14 protein-coding genes and 1 pseudogene are annotated in these 17,259 nt (G+C 73.7%); 10 read left to right on the top strand and 5 right to left on the bottom strand.

Features of this window, described 5'->3' with window-relative positions; genetic code table 11:
- Positions 1-84: 84 nt before the first annotated feature.
- The gene (locus AB0E05_RS04165) at positions 85-1,740 is read right to left on the bottom strand and encodes an FAD-binding dehydrogenase (RefSeq protein WP_361958445.1); all 1,656 of its coding nucleotides are present in this window, start codon (positions 1,738-1,740) and stop codon (positions 85-87) included.
- Between the two features lie 96 nt (positions 1,741-1,836).
- Here AB0E05_RS04165 and AB0E05_RS04160 point away from each other — a divergent pair.
- From AB0E05_RS04160 to AB0E05_RS04140, 5 genes and pseudogenes are all read left to right on the top strand, one after another.
- Positions 1,837-2,418 (top strand): annotated as a pseudogene (locus AB0E05_RS04160) (NUDIX domain-containing protein).
- Positions 2,419-2,452: 34 nt separating this feature from the next.
- Entirely contained in the window at positions 2,453-2,851 is a 399-nt protein-coding gene (locus AB0E05_RS04155) for a DUF202 domain-containing protein (protein WP_361958442.1), read from the top strand.
- Complete coding sequence (locus AB0E05_RS04150) at positions 2,848-3,189, top strand: DUF202 domain-containing protein (protein WP_361958439.1); 342 nt, start codon at positions 2,848-2,850, stop codon at positions 3,187-3,189. The genes AB0E05_RS04155 and AB0E05_RS04150 overlap by 4 nt, the downstream gene beginning before the upstream one ends.
- A 112-nt stretch (positions 3,190-3,301) precedes the next feature.
- Positions 3,302-4,324, top strand: coding sequence for a phosphotransferase family protein (locus tag AB0E05_RS04145; protein ID WP_361958436.1), 1,023 nt, complete (start codon positions 3,302-3,304; stop codon positions 4,322-4,324).
- 26 nt (positions 4,325-4,350) lie between these two features.
- Entirely contained in the window at positions 4,351-5,565 is a 1,215-nt protein-coding gene (locus AB0E05_RS04140) for an acyl-CoA dehydrogenase family protein (RefSeq protein ID WP_361958433.1), read from the top strand.
- Positions 5,566-5,922: 357 nt separating this feature from the next.
- Here the strand turns inward: AB0E05_RS04140 and AB0E05_RS04135 are convergent, their stop codons facing one another.
- Positions 5,923-6,564, bottom strand: coding sequence for an SDR family oxidoreductase (locus tag AB0E05_RS04135; RefSeq protein WP_361958430.1), 642 nt, complete (start codon positions 6,562-6,564; stop codon positions 5,923-5,925).
- 59 nt (positions 6,565-6,623) lie between these two features.
- On the opposite strand from AB0E05_RS04135, the gene AB0E05_RS04130 reads away from it, so the two are divergent.
- On the top strand, positions 6,624-7,265 hold the full coding sequence (locus tag AB0E05_RS04130; protein WP_361958427.1) for a TetR/AcrR family transcriptional regulator: 642 nt from the start codon (positions 6,624-6,626) through the stop codon (positions 7,263-7,265).
- A gap of 10 nt (positions 7,266-7,275) precedes the next feature.
- On the opposite strand, the gene AB0E05_RS04125 is transcribed toward AB0E05_RS04130, so the two are convergent.
- The gene (locus AB0E05_RS04125) at positions 7,276-7,869 is read right to left on the bottom strand and encodes a TetR/AcrR family transcriptional regulator (RefSeq protein ID WP_361958424.1); all 594 of its coding nucleotides are present in this window, start codon (positions 7,867-7,869) and stop codon (positions 7,276-7,278) included.
- A 157-nt stretch (positions 7,870-8,026) separates the two neighbouring features.
- On the bottom strand, positions 8,027-8,803 hold the full coding sequence (locus AB0E05_RS04120; protein ID WP_361958421.1) for an SDR family oxidoreductase: 777 nt from the start codon (positions 8,801-8,803) through the stop codon (positions 8,027-8,029).
- A gap of 220 nt (positions 8,804-9,023) precedes the next feature.
- Here AB0E05_RS04120 and AB0E05_RS04115 point away from each other — a divergent pair, with 220 nt between their 5' ends.
- From AB0E05_RS04115 to AB0E05_RS04105, 3 genes are all read left to right on the top strand, one after another.
- Positions 9,024-10,286 (top strand): DUF1343 domain-containing protein, encoded by a 1,263-nt coding sequence (locus tag AB0E05_RS04115; RefSeq protein ID WP_361958418.1) that lies wholly within the window; start codon positions 9,024-9,026, stop codon positions 10,284-10,286.
- Positions 10,287-10,373: 87 nt separating this feature from the next.
- Positions 10,374-11,756: an erythromycin esterase family protein gene (locus AB0E05_RS04110; protein ID WP_361958415.1), complete on the top strand. Its 1,383-nt coding sequence runs from the start codon at positions 10,374-10,376 to the stop codon at positions 11,754-11,756.
- Between the two features lie 87 nt (positions 11,757-11,843).
- Positions 11,844-13,184 carry a serine-threonine protein kinase gene (locus tag AB0E05_RS04105; RefSeq protein ID WP_361959078.1) on the top strand — a complete coding sequence of 447 codons (1,341 nt, stop codon included), beginning with the start codon at positions 11,844-11,846 and terminating at the stop codon, positions 13,182-13,184.
- A 17-nt stretch (positions 13,185-13,201) separates the two neighbouring features.
- On the opposite strand, the gene AB0E05_RS04100 is transcribed toward AB0E05_RS04105, so the two are convergent.
- Entirely contained in the window at positions 13,202-16,087 is a 2,886-nt protein-coding gene (locus tag AB0E05_RS04100) for a penicillin acylase family protein (RefSeq protein WP_361958412.1), read from the bottom strand.
- A 397-nt stretch (positions 16,088-16,484) separates the two neighbouring features.
- Between AB0E05_RS04100 and AB0E05_RS04095 the strand changes: the two genes are divergently transcribed.
- A complete protein-coding gene (locus tag AB0E05_RS04095) occupies positions 16,485-17,096 on the top strand; it encodes a hypothetical protein (RefSeq protein ID WP_361959075.1) in 612 nt (203 codons plus the stop codon).
- Positions 17,097-17,259: the final 163 nt, after the last annotated feature.

Here is a 17,259-nt window from a genome sequence, read left to right as displayed (position 1 = left end):
GAAGCGTCGGACGTCCCGCGGTGGGGTGGCCCACCGCGGGACGTCCGCATGTCGTACCGAGTACGGCCAGGGCGACGGGCCCGCTCAGCCCACCGCCTTCGCCGCGGCCCGTCCCGCCGCGCGGCCCGAGAAGAGGCAGCCGCCGAGGAAGGTGCCCTCCAGGGAGCGGTAGCCGTGGACGCCGCCGCCGCCGAAGCCGGCCGCCTCGCCCGCCGCGTACAGACCGCTCACCGGGGCGCCGTCCTCGCCCAGCACCCGGGACGACAGATCGGTCTCCAGACCGCCCAGCGACTTGCGGGTGAGGACGCTCAGACGGACCGCGATCAGCGGCCCGGCCGCCGGGTCGAGGATGCGGTGCGGCGCGGCCGTGCGGATCAGCCGGTCGCCGAGGTACCTGCGCGCGCCGCGCACCGCCGTCACCTGGAGGTCCTTGGTGAAGGGGTTGCGGATCTCACGGTCCCTGGCCTCGATCTCCCGGCGCAGCTCCGCCTCCTCGATCAGCGGTTCCCCGGTGAGCGCGTTCATGCCGCGGACCAGCGCGGCGAGGTCCTTCTCGACGACGAAGTCCGCGCCGTGCTCCATGAAGGCCCGGACCGGCCCCGGCACGTCGGTGCGGGCGCGGTCGAACACCCCGCGCACCGACTTCCCCGTCAGGTCCGGGTTCTGCTCGGATCCGGAGAGGGCGAACTCCTTGCCGATGATCTTCTGGTCGAGCACGAACCAGGTGTGGTCGTACCCCGACTTCACGATGTGTTCGAGGGTGCCGAGGGTGTCGAAGCCGGGGAAGAGGGGGACGGGCAGCCGCCGGCCGCGCGCGTCCAGCCAGAGCGACGAGGGCCCGGGCAGAATGCGGATGCCGTGCCGGGCCCAGATCGGGTTCCAGTTCTCGATGCCCTCGGTGTAGTGCCACATCCGGTCGCGGTTGACGTGGCTGGCGCCGGCGCGCTCGGCGATGCCGAGCATCAGTCCGTCGACGTGGGCGGGCACGCCGGAGAGCAGCTTGCGCGGCGGGGCGCCGAGGCGGCCGGGCCACTGGGCGCGGACCAGTTCGTGGTTGCCGCCGATGCCGCCCGAGGCGACGATCACGGCCTGGGCGCGGAACTCGAAGGCGCCCACGACCTCACGGCTGCTGGCGGTGCCGCGTTCGGCGTCCGAGGGCTCCAGCACCTCGCCGCTGACGGTGTCGAGGACGCCCCCGTTGGTGCCGAGGCCGGTGACCCGGTGCCGGAACGCCGGGCGGACCAGCCCGCGGGCCATGCCCTCGCGCACCCGCTGCTCGAAGGGGGCGACCAGGCCGGGTCCGGTGCCCCAGGTGATGTGGAAGCGGGGCACCGAGTTGCCGTGTCCGGTGGCGTCGTAGCCGCCGCGTTCGGCCCAGCCGACGACGGGGAAGAACCGCACGCCCCGCTGGCGCAGCCAGGCCCGTTTCTCGCCCGCCGCGAAGTCGACGTACGCCGCGGCCCACTGGCGGGGCCAGCGGTCCTCCTCGCGGTCGAAGCCGGCCGTGCCGAGCCAGTCCTGGTAGGCGAGGTCCCGGCTGTCCCTGATCCGCATGCGGCGCTGCTCGGGCGAGTCGACCAGGAACAGCCCTCCGAAGGACCAGTGGGCCTGACCGCCCATCGACCGTTCGGGCTCCTGGTCGAGGAGGATGACCGTGCGCCCGGCGGCGACGAGTTCGGCAGTGGCCACCAGCCCCGCGAGCCCCGCCCCGATCACGATCACGTCAGCGTCGTACGCCATGGATTCCACCCTTGTCCGATGTCGGTCCCGATCCTCGGTACGGCCCGGTAACAAGTCAACGGGTCGGGCGCCGCGCCCCGGTGGTGGAATGGGGCCATGAGCTCTGACCAGGAATGGATCGACGTCGTCGACGCCGCGGACGCGGTCGTCGGACAGGCCACCCGGGGCGAGGCGTACGCCCCCTACGCCTAGAAGGCGTGGGGGGACCCCCATGGGCTGTGCCACCGCGTCACGTTCGTGCTGGCGCGCGACGAGCGCGACCGGATCTTCGTCCACCGTCGAACGGCGACGAAGCAGGTGCACCCGGGGATGTACGACATGTTCGTCGGCGGTGTGGTCGGCGCCGGCGAGTCCTACGACGACGCGGCGCTGCGGGAGGCCGAGGAGGAGTTGGGCGTCACCGGACTGCCCCGCCCGACCAGGCTGTTCACCTTCCTCTACCAGGGCGACGACGGGCAGTCGTGGTGGTCGGCGGTGTACGAGGTGCGCTGTGCGCTCCCGGTGCAGCCGCAGCAGGAGGAAGTGGACTGGTACGCCTTCCTGCCCGAGGAGGAGGTCGAGCGGCGGCTGACCGAGTGGGCGTGGGCCCCGGACAGTCTGGCGGCCTGGCCGCGGCTGCGGCGCGCCACCCATGAGGCGGGGAGCGCAAGAGGTCCGGGAGGTGGCGAGCACCACTGAGCCACTTGATCGCCCCGCGAGTATCGTGCGAAAAATGAGGGACTTGGTGCGCAGCGTACGGATGTGGTTCGCGCCCGAACGGGTGCGGCAGGAGGGGACCACCCCCGACTACCGCTTCTCGCTCGCCAACGAGCGGACCTTCCTCGCCTGGCTGCGCACCGCGCTCGCGCTGATCGCCGGCGGCTTCGCGGTGGACCAGTTCCTGCCGGACCTGGACTGGGCGGTGCGGGCGGGGCTGGCGCTGGCGCTGCTGGCGACCGGGGTGGTGTGCGCGCTGCGGGCGGTGAACCACTGGGTGCGGTGCGAGCGGGCCATGCGGCGCGGTGAGGACCTGCCGGTGTCCCGGCTGCCGGCGCTGCTCAGCCTGGTGATAGCCCTGGTCGCGGTGGTGATGGTGGTCGTGGTGGCGTTCGGCTGGGAGGGCGGGCGGTGACGGCCGCGGCGGGCGGGGCGGGCGGACCGGCGCCGGAGCGGGATCCGGGGCTCCAGCCGGAGCGGACCCGGTTGGCCTGGCGGCGTACGACCCTGGCGTTCACGGTCGTGGCGGTGCTGGCGGCCCGGCAGACCGCGATCGGGGGCGCGGACCTCGTGGGTCTGCTGGGCTTCTTCCTCGCGCTGCTGGTGTGGTTGGCCTTCCTCGGGGTGGCGCAGCAGCGGATAAGGGTGCTGAAGGCGGACGTGCGCCCGCCGGTGATGTCGCACCGCGGGGCCCTGGCCGCGGCGGGGTGCGCGGTGGCGCTCGCGGCGGCTGCGGTCGCGGTCGTCCGCTGAGCCGCCCCCTCCGGGGGCTCAACTCTCCCCGCCCGCCCGGACACTGGACGACATACCGACCGGTCGGTCATCATCGACGGGTCCTGTTCTTCCGCCCGTCGGAGGTGTTCAGATGAGCTCCGTACCCCCGCCAGGACTCGACCCCGAGAAGCTGCGCGGCCTCCTCGACCGCGAGCGGCCGGGGCTGGTGAGCGGGCCGCTCGGCGCCCGGCTGATCGAGGGCGGGCGGTCGAACCTCACATACCGCATCACCGACGGCACCGGCCGTTGGGTCGTCCGCCGCCCGCCGCTGGGCCACGTCCTCGCCACCGCGCACGACATGAAGCGCGAGCACCGGGTCATCAGCGCCCTGCACCCCACGTCCGTGCCGGTGCCGGAGCCGGTGCTGCTGTGCGAGGACGAGACCGTCATCGGAGCGCCGTTCTACGTGATGGAGTACGTGCCGGGCACCCCGTACCGCACCGCCGACGAACTGGCCGCGCTCGGCCCCGAGCGCACCCGCGCCACCGTGTTCGGGCTGGTCGACGCGTTGGTGGAGCTGCACTCGGTCGACCCCGCGGCCGTGGGGCTCGACGGCTTCGGCCGCCCCGACGGCTTCCTGGACCGCCAGCTGCGGCGGTGGGGCAAGCAGCTCGCCGCCTCCCGCAGCCGGGACCTGGCGGGCATCGACGACCTGCACGCCCGGCTCGGCCGCGCGCTGCCGCGCTCCCCCGCGCCCGCGGTGGTCCACGGCGACTACCGTCTCGACAACGTCCTCGTCGGGCCCGACGACCGGATCCGCGCGGTGCTCGACTGGGAGATGTCCACCCTCGGCGATCCGCTCACCGACCTCGGGCTGCTGGCGATGTACAGCGCGGAACTCCCGGTCCAGGGCGCCCCGATCAGCACCACCGCCGCCGCGCCGGGCCACCCCCCGGTGGACGAGATCGTGGCGCGCTACGCGCAGCGCTCCGGCCGCGACGTCTCGGACGTCTCCTGGTACACGGCGTTCGCGTGGTTCAAGCTCGCCGTGATCCTGGAGGGCATCCACTACCGCTACACCCTCGGGCAGACCGTCGGCGCGGGCTTCGACCGGATCGGCGAGCTGGTGCCCGTCTTCATCGCCCGCGGACTGACCACGCTTCAGGACGACTGACCGCCCTCCAGGAAGGCTGACGAGCCGTGGACTTCGCTTTCGACGCGCGCACCGAGGAACTGCGGGAGCGCCTCCTCGCCTTCATGACCGACCACGTGCACCCCGCCGAGTCGATCGCCGAGGAGCAGCGCGCCGCGCTCGCCTCGCCGTGGCTGACGCCGCCGGTCGTGGAGGAGCTGAAGGCCGAGGCCCGTCGGCAGGGCCTGTGGAACCTCTTCCTCCCGGACGCCGAGCTGGGCGCGGGCCTGACGAACCTTCAGTACGCGCCGCTCGCGGAGATCACCGGCCGCAGCCCGCACCTCGCCCCCACCGCGCTGAACTGCGCCGCGCCGGACACCGGGAACATGGAGGTGCTGGCGCAGTTCGGCGATCCCGCGCAGCGCGAGCAGTGGCTGGAGCCGCTGCTCGCGGGCGAGATCCGGTCCGCGTTCGCGATGACCGAGCCGGAGGTGGCGTCCTCGGACGCGACGAACGTGCGCACCCGCATCGAGCGGGTCGGCGACGCGTACGCCGTCAACGGCCGCAAGTGGTACATCTCCGGTGCGATGAACCCGAACTGCAAGGTCTTCGTCGTCATGGGCAAGACCGCCCCGGACGCCGCCGACGTGCGCCGGCAGCAGTCGATGGTGCTGGTGCCCAGGGACACGCCGGGGGTGCGCGTGGTGCGCGCGATGCGGGTGTACGGATACGAGGACCACGCGCACGGCGGGCACGCCGAAGTCGTCTTCGACGACGTGCGGGTGCCGGTGGCGAACCTGATCGGCGAGGAGGGCGGCGGCTTCGCCATCGCGCAGGCGCGGCTGGGGCCGGGGCGGATCCACCACTGCATGCGGCTGATCGGGATGGCCGAGCGGGCGATCGAGCTGATGTGCCGGCGGGCGGCGTCCCGCACCGCGTTCGGGAAGCCGATCGCCGCGCAGGGCGTGGTGCAGGAGTGGATCGCCGACGCCCGGGTGACGGTCGAGCAGCTGCGGCTGCTGGTGCTGAAGACGGCGTGGCTCATGGACACCGTGGGCAACCGCGGGGCGCACGCCGAGATCCAGGCGATCAAGATCGCGACACCGCGGGCGGTGGTCGACGTGCTGGACCGGGCCGTGCAGATCCACGGTGCGGGTGGGGTGAGCCAGGACTTCCCGCTGGCGGAGCTGTGGGCGGCGGCGCGCACCCTGCGGCTGGCGGACGGCCCGGACGAGGTGCACCAGCGCTCGCTGGCCCGCCGCGAGCTGCGGCGGTACGCGTAGCGGGCGGCCGGGGCGCCGTCCGCCCGCGGGGCGGTGTGCGAGCCAGCCCCGTCCGCCGGGCGGCGCGCTTGGCTGCGCTCACCTTGCGCCTCGGGACGAACCCGCCGTCCCCCACGGAAGCGTTGGTCTCCACGGCCCGGCGGTGGGCTTGTCGCACAGTTCCCCGCGCCCCTGAACCCCCGTCCGCCTGCGGCCCGGTGGGTGGTTTCCGGGGGACCCCAGCGCCCCTGACTCGCTTCCCCCGTCATTCGCCTGCGGGCTGAGGTCAGGGTCTTGAGGGGCGCTGGGGTCCCCCATGCCCTCTCGCACAGGGGGCGGAACCGCGCGGGACCCGGGCCCGGGGCGGGGCGGACCCGGTCAGTTCGCGACGCCGATGACCTGCCGCACCGTTTGGGGGTCGTCGACGGCCGTGAGGATCGCGTGGGCCAGGTCCGCCCGGCTCACCTCGTGGCCGCGGGGCACGGCGCCGCCGATCGTGGTGCGGTACGCGCCCGTCCGCGGGCCGTCCGTCAGCCGGGGCGGCCGGACCAGCGTCCAGTCCGTGGCGCTGGCCCGGATTTCGCGTTCCATCACTCCGAGGTCCGCGTACACGTCCTTGAACACCCGGCCCACCAGCGGCCACACCACGGCGCGGTACAACAGCCCCTCGCCCTCGGGCAGCGGCCCGACGGGGGCGGCGCTCACCGCGACGTAGCGCCGTACGCCCTCGGCGTCGAGCGCTTCGAGGATCGCGCGGGCGCCCGCGGAGGCGATGCCCGCGGCCTTGTTGTTGGGGGCGCCGAGGCCCGACAGCACCGCGTCGCGGCCCGCGACCACCGGACGCAGCGCCGCCGCGTCGGTCACGTCGGCCACCACCGCCACCGTCAGTCGCTCGTGCTCCCGCTCGGGCAGCCGGTCCGGGTTGCGCACGACCGCCGTGACCTCGTGACCCGCGTCCAGCGCCTGGCGCACGAGCTGCTGGCCGGTGCCGCCCGTGGCCCCGAAGACCGTGTACCGCACGTCATACCTCCGATGACAGGGGTGGTGGGTAAGTACTCACTCACCTTTAGGATGAGTGAATGTCCGCTCCGAAGTCAACGCGTCCCACCCGCGAACGGATCGTCGACGCCGCGGAGCACCTGCTGCGTTCGGTCGGTCTGGCCCGCACCACCACCAAGGAGATCGCCCGCGAGGCCGGCTGCTCGGAGGCGGCGCTCTACAAGCACTACCGCAGCAAGGAAGAGATCTACGTCCGGGTCCTCAAGGACCGGCTGCCCCGGCTCAACCCGCTGTTGGAGGAGTTGCGCCGGGACCCGGGCGACCTCGGCGTGGAGCGCAACCTGATCCGCATCGCCGAGCACGCCGTCCGCTTCTACGAGCAGAGCCTGCCCATCACGGCCTCGCTCTTCGCCGAACCCGCGCTCAGGAAGCGGCACTTCGAGGGCGTACGGGAGCTGGGCCAGGGCCCCCACGTCCCGCTCGTGGCCCTCGCCGGCTATCTGCGGGCCGAGCGCGACCGCGGCGCGCTGCGGCCGGACGCCGACCCGGAGGCCGCGGCCACCCTGCTCCTCGGCGCCTGTTCCCAACGCGCCTTCGTGTACGACGCGTCGGAGGGCATGCCGCCGCCGCAGCCGGTGGAGGAGTTCGCCGCCGGATTGGCCCGGACCCTGCTCGGGGGGCTGCTCCCCGCGCCCGCGCCGGGCGCGGGGCCGACGGCGTAGCGACGCGGCGTCAGGGGCGCAGGGCGCGCATCAGCAGGTCCGCCAGGTGGTCCGCGACCTGCCGTTTGGTCAGGGGCCCGTCGGGGCGATACCAGGTCGACAGGTGGTGCACGGACCCGAAGTGGTAGTCCACCACCAGGTCGGCGGGGGTCGCCGTGGCGAAGACCCCGCTGCGCTGGCCCTCCTCCACCAGCGCCCGGAAGCGCTCGTGGTAGCGCCGGCGTTCGGCGCGCACCTGCTGGTGCTTCGCGGGCGAGAGGTGGTGCATGGAGCGGAAGAAGATGTGGGCGTCGGCGAGGTTGTCGATGGTGGTGACCACGACGTCCGCGGCGGCGGCCCGCAGCCGCGCCTCCACCGGCTCGTCGGCGTCCGCGAAGGCGTCCAGGCGCTCCTGCTGGAGGCGGAGCATCCGCCCGTAGACCTCCTGGAGCAGGTCCTCCTTGGAACCGAAGTAGTGGTACAGGGCCCCCTTGGTGACGCCGGCCGCCTCCACGATCTCCTGCACGGACGTGCGGTCGTACCCCTGCTCGGCGAAGAGCCGGGTGGCGGTGGCCAGCAGCTTCTGCGGGACGGGGGTCTCCTCCCCGTCCGTGGTCCTGGCCATCGGGCCACCCACCTCTCCTCCGGCACCTGCCGGTGCCGCGCTACGGATCCTGCGCGGCGCCCCGTCGGACGTCGAACGTCCCCGGAGCCCGCGGAACGATCTTCCCATTGTCCGTCGGGAGCGGCTGCCGCCGGTGCGCGGCGGGGGCCGGGGCGGGTCACGCGGGGCCGGCCGACCGCTCCTCCCAGGCCCGCTGCACCTCGTTCATCCCGTCGAGCCAGGCTTCCGGGTCCGCCGCCCGGGCCCGGTAGTACTCCGCCACCTCCGGGTGGGGCAGGATCAGGAAGCGGTCGGCCGCGATGCCGGCCATGACGGCGTCCGCGACCGCCGCCGGCTCGATGGCGTGCGGCGCGAGGATCATCTCGCCCAACTCCCCGGCCTCGGTCATCATGTTCGTCCGCACCCCGCCGGGACAGACGGCGTGCACCTTCAGGCCCCGGTGACGGTAGGTGAGGGAGAGCCATTCGGCGAAGGAGTACGCGGCGTGCTTGGAAGCGGTGTAGGGGGCCGCACCGAGCATGGCGAGGAGCCCCGCCGCGGAGACCGTGGAGACGAACCGGCCGCTGCCGCGCTCCAGCCAGTCGGGCAGCAGCGTGCGCACGGCCCGTACGTGCGCCATCAGATTGACGTCCCAGGCCGCGGACCAGACGCCCTCGTCCTCGGCGAAGGGGTCGCCGATCGCGGCGACCCCGGCGTTCGCGCAGTAGACGTCGACGGTGCCGCCCAGCGCGTCGCGCGCGGCGGCGGCGATCGTGGAGGCATCACCGGGCAGGGCCCTCGCGCCCAGGGCGGCGGCGACGGCACCCGCCTTCTCGGCGTCGACGTCGTTGACGACCAGCCGGGCACCCTCGGCCGCGAACCGGCGGGCGAGCGCGGCGCCGATGCCCCCGCCCGCGCCCGTGACCACCACGGTCGCACCCCGCAACTGGCTCATGGGAACCGCCCTTCTCCGTGTTCGACCTGACGTCCGTTCACCGAGCGGGGACATGCTAAGCAGTCGGTATGTGCGGGGGAAGAGGTCGGTCGGTCGCGTCCCGCCCGCGACTCCTCGCCCCGTCCGCTGATCGTTCCCTATCCCGGGCGGGCCGTGGGCACTAGCGTGCGTGACCTTGACGGAGCACGCGCCGCAGCGCGCACCGGACCGAAGGAGTCGCATGAGACCGTCGCATCTGTCGAGGAGGAACCTGCTGGCCGCGGGCGGTGTCGCCGGCGCGCTCGTCGCCGCCGGACCGGCCGCCAACGCGGACGAGAAGAAGCGCGGGCGCCGGCTGCGCACCGGCTTCGACCGGCTCGCGGCGGGCGGATACGCGCAACTGGCCGGCCAGCGCGTCGGCGTGGTCACCAACCCGACCGGCGTCAGCTCCGACGTACGGCACGTCGTGGACGTGATGCACGGCGACGACCGGGTGGACCTCACCGCGGTCTTCGGACCCGAACACGGCTTCCGCGGCACCGCGCAGGCGGGCGGTTCCGAGGGGCGCCACGACGACCCGGCGACCGGGCTGCCCGTGTACGACACGTACCAGAAGTCCGGCCAGCCGCTGGCGGACGTGTTCACCGCGTCCGGCGTGGACACCGTCGTCTTCGACATCCAGGACGCGGGTGCGCGCTTCTACACGTACATCTGGACGCTCTTCGACTGCATGGAGTCGGCGGCGCTCGCGCGGAAACGGTTCGTCGTGCTGGACCGGCCGAATCCGATCACGGGCCGGGCGGCGCTCGGGCCGGTGCTGGACCCGCGGTTCGCCTCCTTCGTGGGCCGCCGGCCCATCTCCCAGGTGCACGGGATGACGGTCGCGGAACTCGCGCTCCTCTTCAACGGCGAGTTCCTCACCGACCGGCCGGTGGAGTTGGAGACCGTGCGGATGTCGGGCTGGCGGCGCTCCGACTTCTTCGACGACGGCGGGCTGCCGTGGGTGCCGCCGAGCCCCAACATGCCGACGCCCGAGACGGCACTGGTGTATGCGGGCACCTGTCTGTTCGAGGGGACGCAGCTGTCGGAGGGGCGGGGCACCACCCGGCCCTTCGAACTGCTGGGCGCGCCGGGCGTGGACTGGCGGTGGGCGGAGGCGGCGAACGGGCTGGGGCTGCCCGGGGTGCGCTTCCGCGAGGCGTACTTCACCCCGACGTTCAGCAAGCACCAGGGCAAGACGGTCGGCGGGGTGCAGGTCCACGTCCACGACCGGGCGTCGTTCGACCCGGTGCGCACCGGCATCGGGCTGCTGGTGACGGCCCGTCGCACCTGGCGCGAGTTCGCCTGGCTGGCCTCCAATCCGACCTGGATCGACAAGCTCACGGGCTCGGCGACGGTCCGCACGGCGATCGACGCGGGGGCGGGGACGGACGAGGTCGTGGGCGCCTGGCAGCAGGAGCTGGCCGCCTTCCGAGCGGTGCGCAAGAGGTACTTGAGGTACTGACCCGACCGCTGCCCGGGGGTTTGCTCCACCTCCGGGCGGGGGGTCAGCCGTCTGGTGGGGGCCGCGGCCCGTGCGGATCCTTGGATCATGGATGTGACACGACGTACCGGACCGCTCCCCCGCCCGCGCCCGGGGCTGCACCTGCCGCGCCGGGGGTTCACCGCGCTCGCGTTCGGGGCCGTGCTGGCGACCACGGTGACGGGGACCGCGTCGGCCGCGGCCCCCTCCCCGGCGCAGCAGGGCGCGCCCGATCGCACCGTGGCCGCCCTGCGGCGGGCGGCGCACCCGCTCACCGACCTGCGTCCGCTCGCCCGGATGGTCGGCTCGGCCCGGATCGTCGGCGTGGGCGAGGCGACCCACAGCTCCGGCGAGTTCTTCCGCACGAAGCACCGCGTCTTCCGCCACCTGGTGGAGGAGCGGGGCTTCCGCGCCTTCTCCCTGGAGGCGAACTGGAGCGCGGGCCTGCGGCTCGACGACTACGTGCTGCACGGCCGGGGCGACCTGCGGCGCATCATGCAGGAGGAGTTCCAGAACTCCTACCGGTCGTGGCACACCCGGGAGTACGAGGACCTGCTGCGCTGGATGCGGCAGTACAACCTCCGCCATCCGAACGACCCCGTGCACTTCACCGGGAACGACATCGGCTACGCGGGCCCCGAGCTCTTCGACCGGGTGACCGGGTACGTCGCCGAGCACCACCCCGCGCTGCTGCCGCGGTTCCGGGAGCTGTACGCGGCCTCCCGGCCGACGGGCTCGGTCGACGCGACGATGACGGCGTACCTGAAGCGGCCGTTGGCCGAAAGGCGGGCCATGTCCGCCGACGTCCACGAGGCGCTGGTGCTGCTGGAGCGCCAGCGTCCCGGCGCCGGGACCGACGCCGGGGAGCGCGCCTGGACGCTTCAGCACGCCCGGGTGATAGCCCAGGTCGGCGCCTTGTACACGCATGACTTCACCACCCCGGAGGGCACCCGGCAGTCGATGCTCCACCGGGACCGGATCATGGCCGAGAACACCGTGTGGTGGCATCGGCAGACGGGCCAGAAGGTGGTGCTCTCCGCGCACAACGCACACGTGGGGTACGCGTCACCGCAGCCCGACCAGTACCCCAAGATGCAGGGGGCGTTCATCCGGGACGCGATCGGACGCGGTTATGTGACCGTGGGATTCACCTTCGGCCAGGGCTCGTTCAACGCGTCCGACCTGACCGACCCGGCGGAACCGGTGCGGAAGTTCACCGTGGGCCCGGCCGGGCCCGGCAGCAACGAGGAGGTCCTGGAGCGGGTGGCGCGCCGCGACTACTACCTCGATCTCCGTACCGCTCCCCCGGCGGCCCGGGCGTGGGCGGACCGCGCCCGCCCCACCCGGAGCATCGGCACCGCCTGGCCCGTCCCGGCGGACCCGACGCGGCTGCTGGGGACGTACGACGTACTGGCCCACCTCCCCCGCGTCACGGCGGCCGACCTGATCTGATCGATCACGTCCGAGGTATGGCCGGCCCCCTCCTTGCGCAGGATCCTGCTATCGGATTCGGCTGGGGAGGGGGCGCTCGTGGTGTGGATGGACGTGGGGCCTTATCAGGACATCACCTTCGACAAGGACGGTGACGTCGATCCGGAGCAGCGGGACCGGCTGTTGGGGGTGGAGGCGACCGACGTGGTGGTGTTCGCGCATGGCTGGAACACCTCCCCCGCGGTCGCCGAGCGGCTGCACTCCGCCTTCTTCGCGTACTTCCCCGGATTCGTCGGCCCGGGGGTGCGGCTCGGGTACGCCGGGGTGGTCTGGCCGTCGATGAAGTTCGGCGACGAACCGCCGCCCGAACTGCCGGGCGCCACGGTCCGGGCCGTGCCGTCGGCCGGCCTGGACGCGGCCAGCCGGCACGCGCTCGCCGGGCTCTTCCCCTGGCACTCGGGCGCGGTCGCCCGGCTCGGCGAGCTGCTCGACGAGCGGCCGGCGTCGGCGTCGGCGGTGGCGGAGTTCGGGCGGCTGGCCCGACGGCTCGCGGAACCGCCGGCCGGCGGACTGGAGACGTCCTGCTTCACGGACGACCTGCCCGGTGACGAACAGGGCCCGCCCGCGGTGCTGTTCGAGGACCCGATCGCCTTCTCCCGACGGCTCGCGCACGCGCTGGCGAAGGTCGACGACGGCGCGCGGCCCGGGCCCGTCCCGGCCTTCGGCTTCGACCCGCCCGACGGGTGGGACGGCCTGTGGCGGGGCGCGAAGGAGCTGCTGCGGCAGAGCACGTACTACGCGATGAAGCGCCGGGCCGGCACGGTCGGGGAGCTGGGGCTCGGGCCGCTACTCGCCCAGCTCGCCCGCTCGCGCCCGGCGCTGCGGATCCATCTGGTGGGCCACAGCCAGGGCGCGCGCCTGGTCGCCTTCGCCCTGCGCGGGCTGCCCGACGGGGTGCGCACGGTGAAGTCGGTGACTCTGCTCCAGGGCGCGTTCTCGCACTACGCGTTCGCCCACAGCCTGCCGCACGCGGCCGGCCGCTCCGGCGCCCTGCGCTCGATGGAACAGCGGGTCGACGGGCCGGTGGTGGCCTGCCACTCCCACCACGACACCGCGCTCGGCACCTTCTACCCGATCGCCTCCGGGCTCGCCCGCGACGACCGCACCGCCCGCCTCGACGCGGCCCCCGGTACGGCCGCGCCGCTGCCCTTCCCGGATCCGGGCCCGCGCTGGTGGGCCCTCGGCCACGACGGGTTCCGCGCGGCGCCGCACGCGACGCGGCTCACCCTGGCCGACGCGCTGGCCCGGGGGCTGCCGCGGACGGGCTGCGTCAGCGTGGACGCCTCCTCGGTGGTGCGCCGCGGCGGCCCACCGTCCGGTGCGCACAACGACGTGTGCCATCCGGAGCTGGCGCACGTCGTCGTGCAGGCGGGCCGCCTCGGGGCGTGATCCGGCGGGCCGCGCCGTCAGCGGTGGGCGGGGAACTCGACGACCTGTTGGTACGTCGGCCGGTTCTGCCAGTGGACCGTCGGGTGGGTGATGCCGCCCATCGGCCGGTGCACGATCGCGTCCGCGCACCACTGGTCGCCCGCGGCACAGCTCGCGTCCCCGGGGTACACCTGCGCCGGGGGGAGCGCCGCGGCCTGCTTGAGGGTGGTCAGGAGCACGTCGCGGCAGGCGGCGAGGGTGCCGTTGCCGCAGTACTCCGCGCCCAGCGGCGACCGGACGGGGCGGTCCAGCACCCGACGCAGATCCTTGTCGACATATCCCCACCAGCCGTACTGGAAGGCGGAGCCGCCGTGGGCACCGGTCGGGCCGTGGGCGGCGCCCGGCGACTCGTCCACGGCGAGGTTCGCGGTCAGGGCCCGGTACAGCGCGGTGCCGAGCCCGGGTTCGAAGACGCCTTGGACCAGCCGGGGCCACCAGGCGTCCAGCACCCGGATGGCATCGGCGTGCGGATAGCTGCGCGAGCCGGGCGCCGACTCCTTGCGCCGGGCACCGGCCGCGCGCCAGGCGTCCAACTGTTGGATCACGGCGTCCAGTCGGGGGTCGGCGACCGGCTGGGAGCGCAGCACGGCCAGCAGCACGGGCAGCACCTGCTCACCGCGCAGATCGGTGACGGCGGCCTCGGCCATCGCCCGGGTGAGCGAGGCACGGGTGACCCCGCCGGCCGCCACCAGCCCGGCGACCCGGTCGTCGAGCAGATCGCCCCGGTGCACGGAGCCGAACCCGAAGGCCGCGGCGGCGAAGTCCTTGGCCTGCTTGTTGTTCCACGAGACGTAGTAGTCCTGGCCGACGGACTGGGGGTGCTGGGCGAAGGGCGTGTACGCGGCGGTGTTGGCGGTCGGGTCGAAGTCGCGCCACTCGTTGGCCCGGTCGGCGGCGACGGGCAGCGCCGGGTCGACGTCGGGCGCCCGCACGGGGTTGTCGCCGCTGTTGAAGTAGGCGGCGGTGCGGGAGTCGGCGTAGAACCAGTTGAAGGCGTAGCCGATCTCGGCCGCGGCCCGCTGGAAGGAGCGGGCGTCGGTGACGTGGGAGGGGTCGTTCAGCATCTGGAAGCCGATGATGGAGTCGGCTTCGTGGCGGTAGGTGGTGCGCAGCGAGGTGTACGCGACGGGCTTGCCGCCCACCGTGGCGCGATGGGTGACCAGGCCGTACGTGGTGCGCCAGACCTGCATCCGGTAGGAGCCGGCGGCGGTGGAGTCGGCGACGGAGGGCCGCCAGGCGTTGCGGCGCTCCAGCTTCTCCATCGGGGTGCAGGCGCCCCGGAACAGGTAGTGGGTGGCGTCCTTGCCGGGGGCGGCGCCGTCGGGCGCGCACAGGTCCACGGCGTACACGTCGGTGATGTCCTGGAGGGCGGAGGTGGCGGACCACGCGTAGTCCTTGCCGCGGCCCATCTGCACGTACATCCCGACGCCGGCGAAGGCGACGCCGCGGGCGGAGATGCCGGGCCCCTGGAGCTCCTGGAGCATCATCAGCTGGGGGGCGAAGTAGCCGGTCTGGGGGCCGAAGACGGCGACGGGGCTGCCGCTCGCGGTGTGCGCGCCGGAGACGAGGAGGGCGTTGGACATGCCCTTCTTCGGGTCCAGGCTGCCGGGCGGCAGGACGCCGTCGTCGAACATCCCCTGGGCGGGGCGCAGCGCCTTCGGGGCGCGGACGGGGTCCTTGGCCGCGGCGCGCGGGCCGCTGGTGACGGCCGAGCCGGTGCGGTCGTGCACCAGTTGCTCCGGGACGACGGAGCCGGGGTCGGGCAGTGCGGTGCCGCGCGGGCTCGCGGGCTTTTGCGCGTACGGGAAGCTCGTGCCGTCGTTGACGGTGAGCTGCGCCTCGGCGTCCTCGCGCTGGCGCCAGGTCTCCCAGATCCGGGTGCCTTCGGCCAGGCCGTACTTCTCCTGCGCGGCGAGCAGGGAGAGCGCGGCCTGGACCTCGCCGCCGCCCCCGCCGCCGAACTGGCCGCCGACGACGGAGGCGATGGCGATCAGGTCGGTGAGGGTGAAGGGCTTGATCTCCCCGGCGTTGGTGAGGGAGTCGACGTGCCCGGTCAGCACGTACTCGCCGGGGAAGTACCGGCCGTTCTTGGACTGGACGCGGTACGCGTTGATGCCGTCGACGTACGCCTGGGCGTCGGCCATGGCCTGCTCGCCGCGCGGGCCCTCGGTGGTGCGGATGCGGTCGACCTGGGCCTGGTAGTCGGCTTCGGTGTACGGGGCCTGGGGCCAGAACTGCTGCTCCAGCCCCTGGTTGGCGAGGGCGCCGCCGGCGAAGGGCGTCAGGGAGCCGCGGCCGATGTTGCGGAAGAGGTCCATCATCCACAGCCGGTCCTGGCCGGCGGCGTAGCCGGCGCCGAACTCGGTGCCGTAGCGGGTGGTGCCCTTGACGTGGGGGACGCCGGTCTTCTTGTCGCGGGTGATGGTGACGTCGGGCCGCGGGGAGACGACGGACTCCACCTGGTCCGCGGGGACGCCGAAGGAGGCGTCGTTGAAGAAGTCGTTGACCTTGGCGTCGGTGATGCCGCCGTACCCGCCGACCAGCGAGTCGTAGCGGGCGAGTTGGTCGGAGCTGTGGCCGGGGCGGGTGCCGAGGACCCGGTGGGCGAGGATCTCGGCGAGGGTGGCGTTGCCGTTCTGGCCCGGCGGCAGGACGTCGGAGCACCGGCCGCCGCACAGGTCGCCGTCGACCGCGGCCCGGGCGGCGGGCGCCGCGGGGGCGGGCGCCGCGGCGAGGGCCTGCGGCACGGGGGTCAGGAGCGAGGCGGTGAGCGCCAGCACCGCGGCGGCGGTCCCGACGGCGGTCCGTCTGGCGCGCCCGGCGCGGGTGGGGTGGCGTCCGGTGGTTCCGATGCGTCGTCGCATGGCGGTACTCCTCGGTGGGGCCGGTGTGCCGCGGAGGTTACTGTGGGTAAGCCGTCGGAGTAAGGTGAACAACCGTCACCTTCGCCGAATCGCCACGAAACCGGAGGCGGCGGCCTCCCGGCCCTCGCGGTCTTCGCCCCGGTGCAGCGGTGGCGATTCCGTCAAAGACGTGGAGATGGACGGAAAGCCCGTTCAGAGCCGGCCGCTCGGGGCAGACGCGAGGCATGAGCAGAGCGAAGGGACCCAAGAGATCGAGGAGACGACCGGACGCCGACCGGCCGCAGCCTGCCGTGGGCGTTTGCCTGATGGCCCCCATCGGATTTCCGATGGAGCCGGATCGGGCACTCGTACGTCCATTCCTCGACGCCGAAGTACAGCGACGGAGGTGGCAGTGACGATGGCCGGTTTCCGCAGTCTCGCGAGACAGGTGCGCGACCCGCGGTGTGACCTGGCGCTACGGCGCTACTCACTGCGCAAGTGCCTGGAGCGTTTCGCCCCGTACGGACACCGGGCGACCTGGGACCACCTGTGCGCCAGGCACGGCATCGAGCCCGAGGACCGGGCCCCCGATCCGGCGCGGCTGGTGGCCGCGCTCGACGAGTTGGAGCGGGCCCGCACGATCTGGCTCGGCTACGAAGAGGGCTTCGCCGACCGTCGCAAGCGCGAGAAGCACGACGGGCTGCGCCGACCGTCGTCCGCGGACGAGTGGCACCGGCACGCCTGGGGCGGCAACGGCGTGGCCCGCTGCGACAGCCCCCGCTCCCACCCCTCCGCACCCCTGGACGAGGTGCTGCGGCGGCTGGTGGCCGCCCTGGAGGACGAGCCCGGCGCGGTCTGCCCGGTCTGCGGGGCGGCGGACATCGTGTGGCGGCACGACCTGGAACAGGAGCCGTGGACCGGTCCGGTGTGCACCGGCTGCGGCATCGTGGTGCCCCGGCCGGTGCTCAGCACGCAGGCGGTCACGGCGGCCAAGGCGGCCGGGAGCAGGGAACTCGCCTCCGTGGCCTGAGCGCGGACGACCCCGTCGGCCAGAGCGGACCCCGAGCGGTCCGGTCTACGCAAGGCCCCGCGGCGGGAGGAGTGCCGCCCCGTAGCAGATGAAAATGCGGTGGCCCCACTGGTTTGCCATAGGGAGAGTTGGGCAGACGCGAAGGCCGCCGAGGCGGCCCGGC

Source organism: Streptomyces sp. NPDC048057 (assembly GCF_040653095.1).
Lineage (GTDB): Bacteria > Actinomycetota > Actinomycetes > Streptomycetales > Streptomycetaceae > Streptomyces.
The sequence above is the reverse complement of the archived record's forward strand: the minus strand, read 5'-3'. Positions and strand labels throughout refer to the sequence as shown.

What these genes read in the sequence shown, in the direction of transcription:
- AB0E05_RS04165 (WP_361958445.1), bottom strand. Translation starts at nt 1,740, where the DNA reads ATGGCGTACGACGCTGACGTGATCGTGATCGGGGCGGGGCTCGCGGGG.
- AB0E05_RS04155 (WP_361958442.1), top strand. Translation starts at nt 2,453, where the DNA reads ATGAGGGACTTGGTGCGCAGCGTACGGATGTGGTTCGCGCCCGAACGG.
- AB0E05_RS04145 (WP_361958436.1), top strand. Translation starts at nt 3,302, where the DNA reads ATGAGCTCCGTACCCCCGCCAGGACTCGACCCCGAGAAGCTGCGCGGC.
- AB0E05_RS04130 (WP_361958427.1), top strand. Translation starts at nt 6,624, where the DNA reads ATGTCCGCTCCGAAGTCAACGCGTCCCACCCGCGAACGGATCGTCGAC.
- AB0E05_RS04125 (WP_361958424.1), bottom strand. Translation starts at nt 7,869, where the DNA reads ATGGCCAGGACCACGGACGGGGAGGAGACCCCCGTCCCGCAGAAGCTG.
- AB0E05_RS04120 (WP_361958421.1), bottom strand. Translation starts at nt 8,803, where the DNA reads ATGAGCCAGTTGCGGGGTGCGACCGTGGTGGTCACGGGCGCGGGCGGG.
- AB0E05_RS04115 (WP_361958418.1), top strand. Translation starts at nt 9,024, where the DNA reads ATGAGACCGTCGCATCTGTCGAGGAGGAACCTGCTGGCCGCGGGCGGT.
- AB0E05_RS04110 (WP_361958415.1), top strand. Translation starts at nt 10,374, where the DNA reads ATGGATGTGACACGACGTACCGGACCGCTCCCCCGCCCGCGCCCGGGG.
- AB0E05_RS04105 (WP_361959078.1), top strand. Translation starts at nt 11,844, where the DNA reads ATGGACGTGGGGCCTTATCAGGACATCACCTTCGACAAGGACGGTGAC.
- AB0E05_RS04100 (WP_361958412.1), bottom strand. Translation starts at nt 16,087, where the DNA reads ATGCGACGACGCATCGGAACCACCGGACGCCACCCCACCCGCGCCGGG.
- AB0E05_RS04095 (WP_361959075.1), top strand. Translation starts at nt 16,485, where the DNA reads ATGGCCGGTTTCCGCAGTCTCGCGAGACAGGTGCGCGACCCGCGGTGT.